Origin of the sequence: Tabrizicola sp., from assembly GCF_036781545.1 — a bacterium.
Taxonomy (GTDB): Bacteria; Pseudomonadota; Alphaproteobacteria; order Rhodobacterales; family Rhodobacteraceae; genus Tabrizicola.
In genome coordinates this window covers 1-15,116 of sequence record NZ_DAIQAT010000080.1, presented here as the reverse complement: position 1 = coordinate 15,116, position 15,116 = coordinate 1, and the positions used below count along the sequence as shown (strand labels likewise).

The following is a 15,116-nucleotide window of genomic DNA, read 5'->3' as shown; positions in this document are numbered from 1 at the left end:
GCGCCTGCAATTCCTCCATCTGCTGCGCCATGTGGTCGACCAGAAGGCCCAGCGCATTCTGGTCGGCCCCTTCGCCATCGCCGGCAAAGCCCAGCCGGGTGATCGAGGACAGCCATTCCTCCAGCTCGCGGATGAAACGGTTCTGGCCGTGGCCCGCGAACAGCTCTAGCAGCCCCAGCACCAGCGACCCGGCAAGGCCGAGAAGCGAGGAGGAGAAGGCCGTTCCCATCCCGCCAAGCTGGCTTTCAAGCCCGGTCATCAGCTTGCCGAAGACATCCAGTCCGCTCTGCCCCTCCTGCGGGGCCAGCGACCGGATGGTGTCGACCACCGCCGGAACCGTGGTGGCAAGGCCCCAGAACGTGCCCAGCAGGCCAAGGAAGACCAGCAGGTTGATGAGGTAGCGGGTGATATCCCGGGCCTCGTCGATTCGCTGGACGACCGAATCCTGGATCGAGCGCGAGGAGGTGGACGAGATCGACATCCGCGCCGAACGCGAGCGCAGCAGCGCGGCAAGCGGCGCCAGCAGGCGCGGCGGCGCCATGTCTTCGGTCCCCGGCGTGCCGCGCACGAAATTCTCGATCCAGTAGACCGACTGCGCCAGAATCCAGACCTGCCAGAAGCAGGACAGGACGCCCACCACGAAGACGAAGGTGATCAAGCCGTTCAGGACCGGGTTCGTGTCCAGGATGGACAGCACCCGCCCATGGATCAGCCAGGCCCCCGCCCCCACCAGGATGCAGACCAGAAGCATGGTGGTGATCGCCCGGATCGGCTGCGAGAAGGTCGTCGAGACCCCGCTCCGGTGCTCTGTCTGGGACATGCTGCCCTCTGGTTCGCCTGCCTTGCGCGGGACTCTAGCAGGATGCCGCGGGGTGCCAAGCAAAAGGTCAGCCCAGCCCGCGGACCCTGTCGGCCAGCCAGTCAAGCTCGGCATCGCGGATGCCCAGTTCGGCCAGATGCGCGGCGGTGGACCAGAGGTAGTCACGATTCGCACCCCGCCCGCCGATGGCCGTGGCGATGATCCGGGCCTGTTCCTCGCGGTCGAGGCGACAGTACTGCACGTGGTGGGGGTCGATGACATAGGCCAGGGCGTCCAGCGGTCCGGCATCGGTGCTGACGGGCAGCGTCATCTCCAGATAGGCGGAAGAGATCAGCTCGCGTTCGCGCAGGGCGAAAAGGGTGGCGGCTTCCTCGCCGGGCGAGACGCGGAAGGCGACACCGGTGCAGCTTGCGCTCTCGGCCCGGTCCAGTGCGAGGACGAGGCCGGGGTTCTCCACCGTGCCGCGATGGTGGATCGACCGCATGCAGAAACTGCGGTGCCAGCCATCCAGCCGCGCGATGCGGCGTTCGGCGACCGGGAAACCGGGGTCCCAGATCAGCGATCCATAGCCGAAGACCCAGAGTGTGTCGTGCATGGCTGGCCCTGTTGCCTTTCGCCCTGTAAACACCGGCACAGGGGCAATGAAAAGGGCCGCACCATGCGCAAGCTTCTGTTCCTGATGGTGGCATTGCTGGCCCTATGGTCGGGCTACTGGTTCGTCGGCTCGAAGGCGGTGCGCGACGGGGTGAACAACTGGTTCGCCGACGCCGCCGCGCAGGGGCTGGTGGCGGAGAAGACGGCTGTGACGGTCGCGGGCTACCCGAACCGCTTCGACCTGACCGTCGAAGGGCTGCACCTGGCCGACCCGACCGCCGGTATCGGCTGGACAGCCCCCTTCGTGCAGGTCTTCGCGATGACCTGGAAACCCTGGCACATCATCGCGGCCTTCCCCCCGGAAAGCCAGCTGGCCCTGCCCGATCAGGTGGTGACAGTGGGTTCCGAAGGCCTGCGCGCCAGCTTCCGGGCCAAGCCCGCACTGGACCTGCCGCTCGCGGCCGTGATCTTGGAAACCAACCACCTGACGGCAAGCTCGACGGCGGGCTGGACGGTCGGCGCAGGGCGCAGCGTCGCCTCGATCAGCGCCGATGAAGACCTGCCCGGCGCGGGCGACGCCCCCAACACCTATGTCCTGTCGCTGGATGCCGCCGAAGTGACCCCGGACGCCGGCTTCACGGCAAGGGTCAATGCGGTGGCGATCCCGGACCTGCCGCCCCCGGACCTGCCGGATGTGGTGGAGAGCCTGTCGGGAAGCGTCTTCCTGACCCTCTCCGCACCGCTCGACCGCCATGCGGGGGAAAAGAAGCCCTATCTCACCCGTCTCGAGGTCAACCGCTTCACCTTCGCCTGGGGCAAGCTCGCCGCCACGGCGAAGGGCCAGATCGAGGCCGACGACCAGGGCTTTGCCGCGGGCGAGATCAGGTTCGAGATCACCAACTGGGACCGCGTGCCCTCCCTTCTGGTCGCGGCGGGTCTGGTCAAGCCCGAGATGGCCCCGACCATCGCCCGCGGGATGCAGGCCCTTGCGGGGCAGTCGCCCGACGCGACGGTCCTGCCCCTGACGGTGAAACTGGCCGAGGGCTGGATGAGCTTCGGCCCCTTCCCGCTGGGCCCCGCGCCCCGGATGGTCCCGCCGACCGGCTAGACCACAGCAACGATCCTCGGACCGGCCTGTCGGCCCGCGTCCAGGAGTTTCTAGAAAATTCTTGGACTTGGCGCAGAGCTCGATCTTATCCCGACCGCGCTTCCGCAAAGGCTCATCCCGATCTAGCGGCAGTAGGCCCCGCCCTGCCGGGCCGAGGTGTCGAAGTGGAAATGATCCTCGTGATACCCGTCCGACCCGGGGCCGAGCGTGGTCATGAAATAGCCGCAGCCAGCCTTGTAGATCCGGCGCAAGAGCTTGTTGTAGTTCTCCGCCACCGTCAGCACATTGCCGTTCGACAGCACGAAGGCCGCGATGTCGATGGCGCGGCCCTTGCCGTGCTCGCTGATCTTCGCGCCCTTGACGTTGTTGCGGCTGCGGCAGGAGTAGTGCGCAGCGACCCGCATCTCGACCAGGTTGCCGTTGAAAGCGGGCTGCGCGACCTCTTCCACCCAGCGGTCCAGCGCCTTGGCGATGGAACAATCCACCGTCGCCGCCTGGCTCAGCCGTACGCCGCCGACCGAGGTGATCGCCACCGGATCGTCGACCCCGCAGCCCTTCACCTTCGACCGGATCGGCGCGATCTCCTGACCCTTGATCGAGGCGACGCCGCAGACCGAACCCTTCTTCGACGCCATGTCGCGTTTCTTCTTCCGCTCTTCCTTCTTCGAGGGCGGCGGCATGGCGGCAAGCTCGATCCCGTCGTCCGGCGCCTTCCCGGACAGGTCAAGCCCCGGCGCGTTGGAGGTGGCCTTCAGCGCCGCCAGGCCGGCGGTCAGTGCCTTCGGGCGCGGCACCGGGCGCAGGGAGCTGAGCAGGATGCTGCCCTGCGGGGCGGTGTCCGCGGTGGGGTCCACCTTGGCAGACACGGCCAATTCAGCGGGCGCCGCCGCCATTACCCCAGCGAGGCGCGGATTTGCCGGGGGCAGCGGCGAGCGGTCAATCTCCTGCGCCAGCGCGCCCTGCCCAAGGCAGAGGCACAGCAGAAGCAGGCCGCGCCGCACCGGCCCTAGCCCTCTTGCGCGGGCGGGGCCGCGCGGCCGAAGTCCGGCGCGGCAGTGTCCTGCCCCGCCTCGATGATGCCCCGGCGAATGGCGCGGGTGCGGGTGAAATAGGCGTGCAGATGCTCGCCATCGCCCATCCGGATCGCGCGTTGCAGCACGAACAGCTCCTCCGCGAAGCGGCCGAGGATATCCAGCACCGCCTCCTTGTTGGTCAGGAACACGTCGCGCCACATCACCGGGTCGCTGGCCGCGATCCGGGTGAAGTCGCGGAAACCGCTGGCGGAATACTTGATGATCTCGGACTGCGAGACCCGCCGCATGTGATCGGCCACGCCCACCATCGTATAGGCGATGGCATGGGGCACATGGCTGACCACGGCCAGCACCAGGTCGTGATGCTCGACATCCATCTCGTCGACATTCGCGCCCATCGCTTCCAACAGGCCCCGCAGCCGCGCGATCGCGGAAGGATCGGTGTCCGGCAGCGGGGTCAAGAGCCACCAGCGATTCTTGAACAGCGTCGCAAAGCCCGAGCGCGGCCCGGAATATTCCGTCCCGGCCAGCGGGTGGCCGGGGATGAAATGCACGCCCGCCGGAACATGCGGCGCCACCGCATCGACCACCGCCTGCTTGACCGAGCCCACGTCGGTCACGGTCGCCCCCGGCTTCAGATGCGGGGCGATCTCGGCGGCAATCGCCTCCATCGCGCCCACCGGTACTGCCAGCACCACCAGATCCGCGCCCTGCACCGACTCGGCGGCGCTTTCGGTCACGCGGTCGCAGAACAGGTCCCGCGCCACGGCCCGCGTCTCGGCGGATTTGGCATACCCCACGATTTCGCCCGCCAGCCTGCCCGCACGCATCGCATGCGCCATGGAAGAGGCGATCAGCCCCAGCCCGATCAGCGCGACGCGGGGATAGATCACGCCGCTCACCGGACCCCCTTGAACTGCGCCACCGCATGGGCGACCTGACGGCACGAGGATTCATCCCCGATGGTGATCCGCAGGCAATGCGGCAACTTGTAGCCCGCCACCCGGCGCACGATCAGCCCCTGCTTCTGCAGGAAGGCATCGCAGGCCTCGGCCTCCTCCTGGCTGGCGAATCGCGCCAAGATGAAATTCGCCATCGACGTGTCAGACGGCACCCCGATCTCGGCCAGCGCATTGGCCAGCCAGCTGCGCATCCGGGTGTTCTCGCTGCGGCACTTCGCTGCGAACTCCTGGTCGCGCACGGCGGCCTCTGCCGTCTCCAGCTGCGTGGTCGACAGGTTGAACGGGCCCCGGATGCGGTTCAGCACGTCGATCACATGGCGGGGTCCATAGCCCCAGCCGATCCGCAGGCCGCCCAAGCCGTAGATCTTCGAAAAGGTCCGCGTCATCACCACGTTGTCGCGCGCATCGACCAGCGCTGCGCCGCCATCATAGCCCTCGACATATTCGGCATAGGCCCCGTCCAGCACCAGCAGCGCCTGCGGCGGCAGGTTCTCGGCCAACCGGGCGATTTCCGCCGCCGAGATCATCGTGCCGGTGGGGTTGTTCGGGTTGGCAAGGAACACCAGCTTGGTGCGCCGGTTGCAGGCGGCCAGGATCGCATCCACATCCGCGGTCCGCTCGCGTTCCTGCACCTCGACCGGGGTCGCCCCCACGGCGAGGCTGGAAATCCGGTACATCAGGAACCCGTGCTCGGTGAACACCACCTCGTCGCGCGGCCCGGCATAGGCCTGGCACAGGAAGGTGATGATCTCGTCCGACCCCGCGCCGCAGATGATCCGGCCCGCGTCCAGACCATGGACCTCGGCAATCGCCGCGCGCAGATCGGCATGGTCGGTCACCGGGTAGCGGTGCAGCGAATGCACGGTGCGGCCAAAGGCTTCCTTGGCCTTGTCCGAGGGGCCGAAGGGATTCTCGTTCGAGGACAGCTTCACCACATTGGCCACGCCCGCCACATGCGCCTTGCCGCCCTCATAAAGGGCGATATCAAGGATGCCTGGCTGCGGCTTGATCTGGTCGTTCATCATCGCCCCCTGGGTCGAGGCTCCGTTTACCCGCCCGCCGCGCGCAAGGCCAGAGGGTTCAGCCCCCTGACCCGCCCTGCGGCGTCACACCGCGAGGAAATTGACAAACTGCCAGGGGTCCTGGTCGTCGCGATCCTCGGCGAAGCGGTTGATCCGGTTCTGCAACGGCGTCCAGTCGGTGTAGTGGCACTCGACGCTGCCCAGATAGGGGCGCTGGACCGCCAGGCAGCGGGCATGATCCATCTCGTCGGCCTCGACGAAGCCTTCGCCCGGGTTCTCCGCCGCCCAGACCATCGCGGCCAGCACGGCGGACGTCACCTGCATCCCCGTCGCGTTCTGGTAGGGCGCAAGCCGCCGCGCCTCAGCGCAGGACAGGCGCGAGCCATACCACATCGCCCCCTTGGCATGGCCGTAAAGCAGCACCCCAAGGTCATCGCCCCCGCCGGTGATCTCCTCCGCCGTCAGGATATGCTGCGCCTCGGGCAGCTTGCCCGCCCCGTTGGCCTCGTACAGCGACAGCACCGCGTCGTTGCAGGGGTGATAGGCGTAGTGGCAGGTCGGCCGGTAGACCGCGCGGCCCCCGTCCCGCACGGTGTAATAGTCCGGGATCGACAGCGCCTCGTTATGGGTGATCACCAGCCCATACTGCGGCCCCACCTCCGGGCACCAGGACCGCACGCGGGTATCCGCGCCGGGCCGGTCGATCCAGATGGCGTAACCCGGCCCGTTGTCGAAGGCATGGCCCAGCGGCGGCAGCTTCTTCTCATGCGTGCCCCAGCCCAGTTCCGCGGGCTGATACCCCTCGGACAGCAAACCGTCCACCGACCAGGTATTCACGAACACTCCCGGCGGCTTCGGCCGGGCCGACACCTGCGTATCGCGCTCGGCGATATGGATGCCCTTGACCCCCAGCCGCTGCATCAGCCCCGCCCAGTCCTCGCGCGACTGCGGATCGGCCGGAACACCGGTATCCGCCGCCAGCCGCAGCAGCGCCTCCTTCAGAAGCCAGCTCACCATCCCCGGATTGGCCCCGCAGCAGGAAACCGCCGTCGGCCCGCCCGCATAGGCCTTGCCCAGCTCCCGCACCCGTTCCCGCAGGGGATAGTTCGTCCGCTCGGCATTCGGCAGCGGCGAGCCGAAGTAGAACCCCGGCCAGGGCTCCACCACCGTGTCGATGTAGAGAACCCCCATCGTCTGCGCCAGTTTCATCAACTCGATGGAATCCACGTCCACCGACAGGTTGACGATCATCCCCGTTCCGTCCGGGAACAGCCCGCACAGCACCCCGGCGAAATTCTCCGCCGTCAGCGCGACCTGCAGATGCCGGATGCCATGCTCCTGCAAGAGCGGCGCATAGTCGGCGGATGGCTCGATCACCACCATCCGCGCCCGGTCGAAGCCGATATGCCGCTCGATCAGCGGCAGCACGCCGCGCCCGATCGACCCGAAGCCGATCATCACCAGCGCGCCCTCGACGGTTGCGTGAACCTCCTGCGTCATCCGCCCGTCCCTTTCGTCAATGTTCCTTGGTCAGCGAGGTCAGCCAGTCCATCAGCGCCAGCAGCACGCCCGAAGCGACGAAGGTCAAATGGATGATCACCATCCAGCGCATCGTCTCGGGGCTGGCGGAATAGGTCGTGTCCGGCTTGCCCAGCGACATGAACAGCTTCAGCAGATGGATGCCCGAGATCGCCACGATGCTGGCGATCAGCTTCATCTTCAGGCCCGAGAAATCCACCTTCCCCATCCAGGACGGCCGGTCCGCGCCGGTGTCGAAGTCGAACTTCGAGACGAAATTCTCGTAGCCCGAGAACAGCACGATCAACAGAAGGTTCGCCGCCAGCGACAGGTCGATCAGCGTCAGCACCGCCAGGATCGCCTGGTCCGCCGTCAGCTCCAGCATCTTCGGCAGGTAATAGGCCAGCTCCTTCACGAAGACCACCGCCAGCATGGCCAGCGAGATCGCCAGCCCCAGGTACATCGGCGCCATCAGCCAGCGGCTGCCGTAGAGCCCCCGCTCGAAACGGGTCTCGATACTGGGTTTGTCGATCATCGCGCTCTCCCTGCCGGAAATGAAAAGGGCCGCACCCTCGCGGCGCGGCCCCGAATATAGGGTGCGCTATAGCGCACCGATGGATCAGTTCTTGGCGTAGTATTCCACGACCAGGTTCGGTTCCATCTGCACCGGATAGGGCACGTCGCCCAGGCCCGGGGTGCGCACGAACTTGGCGGTCAGCTTGTTGTTGTCGACTTCCAGATAGTCCGGCACGTCGCGCTCGGTCAGCGCGATGGCCTCGACGATGGCCGCCATCTGGCGCGACTTCTCGCGGACCTGGATCACGTCGCCTTCCGACACGCGGTACGAGGCGATGTTGACGCGCTTGCCGTTCACCAGGACGTGGCCATGGTTCACGAACTGACGCGCCGCGAAGATCGTCGGCACGAATTTGGCGCGGTAGACCACCGCGTCCAGACGGCGCTCCAGAAGGCCGATCAGCATCTCGCCGGTGTCGCCGCGCACACGCTCGGCTTCGCCATAGATCTTGCGGAACTGCTTCTCGGTCAGGTCGCCGTAGTAGCCTTTCAGCTTCTGCTTGGCGCGCAGCTGCGTGCCGAAGTCCGACAGCTTGTTCTTCCGGCGCTGGCCGTGCTGGCCCGGGCCGTACTCGCGCTTGTTGATCGGGGATTTCGGACGGCCCCAGATGTTCTCGCCCATGCGGCGGTCGATCTTGTACTTGGCAGAGGTGCGTTTGGTCACCGCTGATCTCCTTCTATGTTGTCGCTTGCGCGACGATGAAGGGCGTTGTCCTTTCCCCGGACGTGATCCGGGGCGACAGGCATCCCCTTGCGGGGGCCACCAACACCAATGAAAAGCCCCGGAATCGCTTCCGGGACGTGGCCGCGCTTATAGACGCCCTCCCGGCGGTGTCAACAGCCCCCTCCGATCCGCAGGTCGGGGCTCACCCCGACTCGTAAGGTGCGCCTTCAGGCGCACCACCCCACCCGATCACCCCACGTAGGGTGCGCACCACCCCACCGCCCACCCCGCGCACCGAGAGGGCCGCGCCCTCCCTCGGGCGGGCGCCGCAACGCCGGATCGACGCGCTTTATGGCTCAACCCCTCCCCCCGCAGTTCTACCGACCACCGCTGCAAGAGCGCCCTCCCGGGGGGAGAGAGGGCGCGGCCCGGCGGGCTTACGCCCTTGATTCCGGGCCGAGGGCCTCCCAATCCATTGCTGCGGCTACGCCTCACCTATAGTTGGCCCGCTCTTCCCAGCCAAATTGAATCTCAGCACATCTTCAAAAACCTTGTTTCGCGCACGCGCGTCCTTTACCAATGCTGATGCTGGCATAACGTAGAGATGCAGCGGTACTTCGTTAGTCGTTCCAATCTGAAAGTCATTATAAACAACTTTATCCTGCAGAGAAAAGACATCACGAAAGCCAGTCTGCTTCATGTCTCTATGAAACTCTTCGCTTATCTCCACTACCGCAAAAGCAAAGACCTCTCGAACTGATGGGATTCGGTCCGCAAGTTCACCCGCGTAAAGACGACACTGGGTCAATGCCTTGTTGCTCTCAAAAATGTCAGCTCCCGGCTTTTTGAACTCAATGATGACAAGTTTATTTGGCTGGCTTTCACTATCTTTCGAGAAGAAGGCGGCAATGTCTGGCTTTCTCAGTTGTCGAGATTCCATCAACTGTCCCACCTCTTCGACAATCTTCCGCAAAGTCGCGTCACTAAAAATTGATGAATAGGATAGAAATTTATCGTCAACCAGCCACACGTTATTTTCTCTTATTTCGTCACCTCGGCTCTTCTTCGGAAGAATTGCATTGTGAATTGCCTCTTCCGCTGCATCTGCTGGCATGTTAGACAAAGAATCAATTACCAGTGCTCTATGAACTATGAAGCGCGCCAAATCCTCACTCGCTAGGTGCGATACGTCATCCAGTGAGGGTTTGATGCCATCCTCGAGCTTGTCCATGAGTTGATCTTCCTGTCGAGCCAACTGTGCGCGATAGGTCTTTACTATCTGGTCCGCATCCAGAAGTGTTGCTTCCTCGCCAAGCGAAGCCAAGTTGATATATGGATAGTATTTTCTTAGCTTTTCGACATTACTTGTCTTAAATTCCTGGATGTCACCGCTCGATTCGCTTTCGATCATTTCAAGGCATACTTGCTGGAGCTTGGGGAAGAGCTTCTCTCTACTGATTGGAGAGATGAAGTCAATTTCACTCTCATTTTTTGGCAGCTTCAGCTCTTGGCGCACAAGGTCGGATCGTTTATTGAAGTAGTCCGAGGTAACAAAGATTAGGTGGCGACAGACATCAAATCTCTTACTTATTTGAAGTTCCTCTATGCAGAGCTCATCTGCGCAGAGCATTGCAACGATGCCCTTTCGTGGGGGCTCATCGCGAAACAAGTAGCAACAGAAATTCTGGCCCAAAAACTCGAACTCTCGTTTTGCTGTGGCCTGGATGTCAGATCCTGAAACCTGATAGACTTCTTCGAAAGGCTGCTTTGAATTGTGCGTGAATCTGAGGCTAATGCTATGGCCTGCTTGATGCTTAAGGAAAAGGAAGAGCCTCAGATCATCACACAGCGAGTTTACAAGCTTTGTTACCTGAGTATTGATCCGCTCCTTCAGTCCGGAGAGAGAGATTCTTGTTCTAGCCGGTCCGCTTTGAGCGAGTCTCGTTACAGCTTCCACTGTGAATTCTGGTGTATAGTCAAAAGTTACCATATGTGTCGGTAGCTGACTCTGAATGTTGACAATGCTTGCATATTTCAAGAAGGCTAATCTTCCAACACCCTTGCCTCCTATGGCATCCTTATGGTTAGTGAATACCTCGTCGAAGTAGTTCAGATTCTCATCGGTGAATCCTTCGCCGTCATCTTCGATGATGATCTTTTCAAGAACTCGCCTCTCGTCGCCATCGAAAAGGTCGGGCTGCGCAGCTGAGAAAATGAGCTCAACCGAAATTTCCCTTGCTCCAGCCTGTATGGAGTTTGTTAATGCTTCACGGATGACGTCTCTTGCAGAAATGCCAGCTCTATAATGCTCCGAAATGAACTTTGGTAGATTAATGCGTGCCATAGCCTGCTCTGCCTATGAGTTGCGCTTTGTGCTGAGTATCATACTCCTGAGGCACTAGAGCAATTACGTTCCAAACCTTAACAAACCCCTAACGCCCACACCCAACCCCTTGAAATCCCTCACACCCTCCACCTGCCCGCGCGCGGGCAGCCCTCAGCGGGTCACGTCCACCACCACCCGCCCCTGCACGCCCCCCTTCAGGATCGCGGCCCCCAGCTCCGGCAGGTCCGCCAGCCCGACCTCCCGGACCATCGCCTCCAGCGTCTCCATCGGCAGGTCCGTCACCACCCGCCCCCAGGCCCGCACCCGCCGCTCATAGGGGACCGTCACGCTGTCGATCCCCAGAAGGTTCACCCCCCGCAGCAGGAAGGGGATCACCGAGGCGGGCAGCGCGGCCCCTCCCGCCAGCCCGACCGCGGCGACCGAGCCGCCATGCTTCATCTGCCCCAGCACCCGCGCCAGCATCGCACCGCCGACCGCATCGACGCAGCCCGCCCAGGTCTCGGCTTCCAGCGGCCGCTTCACCGTCTCGGCCAGCTCTTCCCGGGCCACGATCCGGCTCGCCCCGAGGCCCTTCAGATAGCCCTCCGCCTCCGGCCGCCCCGTCACCGCCGCCACCTGGTAGCCAAGACGGCCGAGGATCGCGACCGCGACCGACCCCACGCCCCCCGCGGCCCCCGTGACCAGCACCGCGCCCTTGTCGGGGGTCAGCCCATGCTCCTCCAGCGCCATCACCGCCAGCATCGCGGTGAACCCCGCCGTCCCCACCGCCATCGCCTGCCGCGTCGTCAGGCCCGAGGGCAGCGGCACCAGCCAGTCCGCCCTGACCCGCGCCTTCTGGGCATAGCCGCCCCAATGCACCTCGCCCACCCGCCAGCCGGTCAGCACCACCTTGTCGCCGGGCCGGTAGCGCGCATCCTCCGACGCCTCCACCACCCCGGCAAAGTCGATCCCCGCCACATGCGGCCACTGGCGCACGATCCCCCCGCCATTCGGGGACAACGCCAGCCCGTCCTTGTAGTTCAGCGTCGAATATTCGACCGCCACCGTCACATCGCCCGACGGCAGCGCGCTGTCGTCCAGCTCGCGGACATGGGCGGCGGCGGCGTCGCCCTCCTTCTCCAGAACCAAAGCACGGAACATGACGACCTCCCCGAAAACCACCCCCACTGCGCCGTGCGGCGGCAGGATTGTCAACCCGAAGGAGCCGCCGCGCCCTATCTCTGCCAGAGGCATCCGGGCGTCAGAAGCCGCCCCTCACCCGCATTTCGAATGGCCGCAGGACCCGCAGGTCAGGCAGCCCTCCACCATCCGCAGGTCATAGCTGCCACAGGCCGGGCAGGCCTTGCCCCGGGGCGCCTCGCCCACCCGCAGCACCTCGGCCTTGGGGTCGGATTTCAGGCCCAGCCCCTCGCCCTCGATGAAGCCGATGTCGATCAGATGGCGCTCGATCACCCCGCCGATGGCCGCGAGGATCGAGGGAATGTAGCGCCCCTCCATCCACGCCCCGCCGCGGGGGTCGAAGACCGCCTTCAACTCCTCCACCACGAAGGAAATGTCCCCACCCCGCCGGAACACCGCGCTGATCATCCTCGTCAGCGCCACGGTCCAGGCGAAATGCTCCATGTTCTTCGAGTTGATGAACACCTCGAAGGGCCGCCGGTGGCCTGCCGTCACGATGTCGTTGATGGTGATGTAGAGCGCATGTTCCGAGCCCGGCCATTTCACCTTGTAGGTCTGCCCCTCCAGGGCCGCCGGGCGGTCCAGCGGTTCCGACAGGTAGACAACCTCGCCCCCCGTCACGGCATGGGTCTGCTCGGGCGCCTCGCCCGGCACCTTTTCCGAGCTTTCCGACACCGTCAGAACCGATCCCGTCACGTCGTTCGGCCGATAGGTGGTGCAGCCCTTGCAGCCCTGGTCCCAGGCGGCCATGTAGACCTCCTTGAACGCGTCGAAGCTGATGTCCGCCGGGCAGTTGATGGTCTTGGAGATCGAGCTGTCGACCCATTTCTGCGCCGCCGCCTGCATCCGCACATGGTCCAAGGGCGGCAAGGTCTGGGCATTCACGAAATGCTCCAGCAGGGGTGCGTCGCCATGCTTCTGCCGCCAGAGGCGCACCGCATAGTCCACCACCTCCTCCTCGGTCCGCGACCCGTCCTTTTGCAGGACCTTGCGGGTATAGGCATAGGCGAAGACCGGCTCGATGCCCGAACTGACGTTGCCCGCATAAAGCGAGATCGTTCCCGTCGGCGCCACCGAAGTCAGGAGGGCGTTGCGGATTCCGTGCCTGGCAATGGCCTCGCGCACGTCCTTGTCCATCTGGGCCATGTTGCCCGAGGCCAGGAACCCCTCGGCCTCGAACAGCGGGAAGGCGCCCTTCTCCTGTGCCAGATCGACCGAAGCCAGATAGGCCGCCCGCGCGATGGCGTGCATCCAGGTTTCCGTGACCCGCGCGGCTTCCTCCGACCCATAGCGCCACCCGACCATCAAGAGCGCATCGGCAAGCCCCGTGACCCCCAGCCCGATCCGCCGCTTCGCCCGCGCCTCTGCCGCCTGCTGGGGCAAGGGAAAGCGGCTGGCATCCACCACATTGTCCATCATCCGCACCGCGACCCGCACCAGCCGGTCGAGCGCCTGCATGTCCATGCTGGCCTCAGCCTCGAAAGCGTCGCGCACCAGCATCGGCAGGTTGACCGACCCCAGGAGACAGGCGCCATAGGGCGGCAAGGGCTGCTCGCCGCAATTGTGAACATAAATACCGTTGGCATCGAAGGCGTTCACCTCCGGCACTTGCACGTCAAAGACCTCGGCCTCGCCATCCGGAGCGATCGCGCGCACTTCGGCCGTGAACCGCTCCCGGTTCAAGGCGCGACGGTAGCCTGACAACGCGTTGGTCAACCGCGTGGATTTCTCACGATCCGTGAAGCCGATCCGCTCTGCGAAAACCGACAGGTTGTCGTTTGCGATCACCAGTTCATGCTGCGCTTCGACAAGATAATCGCGAACGCCACCCATGCCGTCTGGCAAGGCATGTGCGCCCTCGGAGCGACGGTCCCGATAGAGTGTGGAGTTGACGCCAAGCCGCAGCAACATGCGCTGCGCCCGCTCCAGGAGCGCAAGGCTGCTTTGGGCCAGCCGGACCGAAACGCCCTTGGTCTGGCTGCCCTGCACCGACCCGTCCGCATCGAACAGCCCCTGGAGCACTTCAGCAGCGAAACCGGGTGGCGCGGACTCGATCTCTGGCGTCAAGGTTTTCCGGCCCCGCGACAATCCCCAGCTTTCCGCAAGCGACCGCAGCGCCACCGTGCCGATCCGGAACTCGTTCCGACCCTCGACTGCCTGCCAGCCTGAGAAATCGGCACGGTGCGGCAGTTTCCGCAGCAGAGCCTCGACCTTGGCCATCACCGGATGGTCGAAAGGCGTTCCATTCACACAATCGGCCAGCGGCCAGACCGAGATCAGCGTCTTGTCTTCGCGGATTACCCCGTCGCCGATCAGGAGGCCCAGCAGATACCCCGAAGCATCCCCGGCGCCTGCGGCAACGGCTGCGGGTCGGTGATCGTGCAGCACGACTTCGTCCCCGGGCCTGAGATCTGTTGCGGCCACCCAATCGCAATCCATCCGCCAGCGCGTCTTGTCGGTGACCACGCGGACCCTGTGATCCGCAGTCAGGCGCAACTCGCGGCCGCAGGTGGTGGTCAGCCGCAGGACGGGTTTGGTGCCGGTCGGAAAGAAGCCTTGCGGCCCACTGCGGAACGGCTTGCCATCGACGAGTGCGGTAAACGACTGTCCGACCAGATCCCGGACCTGTCGCTGCCCTTCTGTCGTCGCAACCCAGGTTTCTGCCGTGACGCAGGGGTTCGTTGCCGCAATCGTCTCGGCGTAGCCAAGGTTGTTCATCGCATTGATGCGGTCGATGAAGATCACCCCCGGCTCGGCATAGTCGAAGGTCGAGCGCATGATCCGGTTCCACAGATCGCGCGCCTGAACCGTATGGTAGACCCTGCCGCCGAAGACCAGCTCCCACGGGCCATCGGCCTTGACCGCGGCCATGAAGGCATCGGTCACCAGCACCGACAGGTTGAACATCCGCAGCCGGGCAGGGTCCTTCTTCGCCTCGATGAAGGCCTCGATGTCGGGGTGGTCGCAGCGCATCGTGGCCATCATCGCGCCGCGGCGGCTGCCTGCCGACATGATCGTGCGGCACATCGCATCCCAGACGTCCATGAACGACAGCGGCCCCGAGGCATCCGCCGCCACCCCCGCGACCGGCGCCCCGCGCGGGCGGATGGTCGAGAAGTCATAGCCGATCCCGCCGCCTTGCTGCATGGTCAGCGCGGCTTCCTTCAGGCTTTCGAAGATCCCCGCCATCGTGTCCGGGATCGTGCCCATGACAAAGCAGTTGAAGAGCGTGACCGACCGCCCCGTCCCCGCCCCCGCCGTGATCCGCCCCGCGGGCAGGAAGCGGAACCCC

Annotated in this window: 12 protein-coding genes; 1 reads left to right on the top strand and 11 read right to left on the bottom strand. The window is 64.6% G+C overall.

The window, feature by feature from the left end; genetic code table 11:
- Together V7Q39_RS12775 and V7Q39_RS12770 are read right to left on the bottom strand one after the other, a co-directional pair.
- Nucleotides 1-820 (bottom strand): biopolymer transporter ExbB (locus V7Q39_RS12775; RefSeq protein WP_333816977.1); only part of this gene is annotated, 820 nt, incomplete at its 3' end.
- Nucleotides 821-887: 67 nt separating this feature from the next.
- Nucleotides 888-1,415 carry a gamma-glutamylcyclotransferase gene (locus tag V7Q39_RS12770; RefSeq protein ID WP_333816976.1) on the bottom strand — a complete coding sequence of 176 codons (528 nt, stop codon included), beginning with the start codon at nucleotides 1,413-1,415 and terminating at the stop codon, nucleotides 888-890.
- 63 nt (nucleotides 1,416-1,478) lie between these two features.
- Between V7Q39_RS12770 and V7Q39_RS12765 the strand changes: the two genes are divergently transcribed.
- Entirely contained in the window at nucleotides 1,479-2,522 is a 1,044-nt protein-coding gene (locus V7Q39_RS12765) for a DUF2125 domain-containing protein (protein ID WP_333816975.1), read from the top strand.
- Between the two features lie 122 nt (nucleotides 2,523-2,644).
- Here V7Q39_RS12765 and V7Q39_RS12760 read toward each other — a convergent pair whose 3' ends face one another.
- From V7Q39_RS12760 to V7Q39_RS12720, 9 genes are all read right to left on the bottom strand, one after another.
- A complete protein-coding gene (locus V7Q39_RS12760) occupies nucleotides 2,645-3,523 on the bottom strand; it encodes an extensin-like domain-containing protein (RefSeq protein ID WP_333816974.1) in 879 nt (292 codons plus the stop codon).
- Nucleotides 3,524-3,528: 5 nt separating this feature from the next.
- Entirely contained in the window at nucleotides 3,529-4,458 is a 930-nt protein-coding gene (locus V7Q39_RS12755; protein ID WP_333816973.1) for a prephenate/arogenate dehydrogenase family protein, read from the bottom strand.
- On the bottom strand, nucleotides 4,455-5,540 hold the full coding sequence (hisC, locus tag V7Q39_RS12750; protein WP_333816972.1) for a histidinol-phosphate transaminase: 1,086 nt from the start codon (nucleotides 5,538-5,540) through the stop codon (nucleotides 4,455-4,457). Before hisC ends, V7Q39_RS12755 begins: the two co-directional genes overlap by 4 nt.
- Before the next feature lie 84 nt (nucleotides 5,541-5,624).
- On the bottom strand, nucleotides 5,625-7,040 hold the full coding sequence (locus V7Q39_RS12745) for a homospermidine synthase (RefSeq protein WP_333816971.1): 1,416 nt from the start codon (nucleotides 7,038-7,040) through the stop codon (nucleotides 5,625-5,627).
- Between the two features lie 16 nt (nucleotides 7,041-7,056).
- A complete protein-coding gene (locus V7Q39_RS12740; RefSeq protein ID WP_333816969.1) occupies nucleotides 7,057-7,593 on the bottom strand; it encodes a TIGR00645 family protein in 537 nt (178 codons plus the stop codon).
- Nucleotides 7,594-7,677: 84 nt separating this feature from the next.
- Nucleotides 7,678-8,298: a 30S ribosomal protein S4 gene (gene rpsD / locus V7Q39_RS12735; RefSeq protein WP_333816968.1), complete on the bottom strand. Its 621-nt coding sequence runs from the start codon at nucleotides 8,296-8,298 to the stop codon at nucleotides 7,678-7,680.
- A 484-nt stretch (nucleotides 8,299-8,782) separates the two neighbouring features.
- The gene (locus V7Q39_RS12730; protein ID WP_333816967.1) at nucleotides 8,783-10,642 is read right to left on the bottom strand and encodes an ATP-binding protein; all 1,860 of its coding nucleotides are present in this window, start codon (nucleotides 10,640-10,642) and stop codon (nucleotides 8,783-8,785) included.
- Nucleotides 10,643-10,795: 153 nt separating this feature from the next.
- Nucleotides 10,796-11,785, bottom strand: coding sequence for an MDR family oxidoreductase (locus tag V7Q39_RS12725; RefSeq protein WP_333816965.1), 990 nt, complete (start codon nucleotides 11,783-11,785; stop codon nucleotides 10,796-10,798).
- Nucleotides 11,786-11,899: 114 nt separating this feature from the next.
- Nucleotides 11,900-15,116: LAGLIDADG family homing endonuclease (locus tag V7Q39_RS12720; protein WP_333816964.1), on the bottom strand; the 3,217-nt coding region annotated here is incomplete at its 5' end.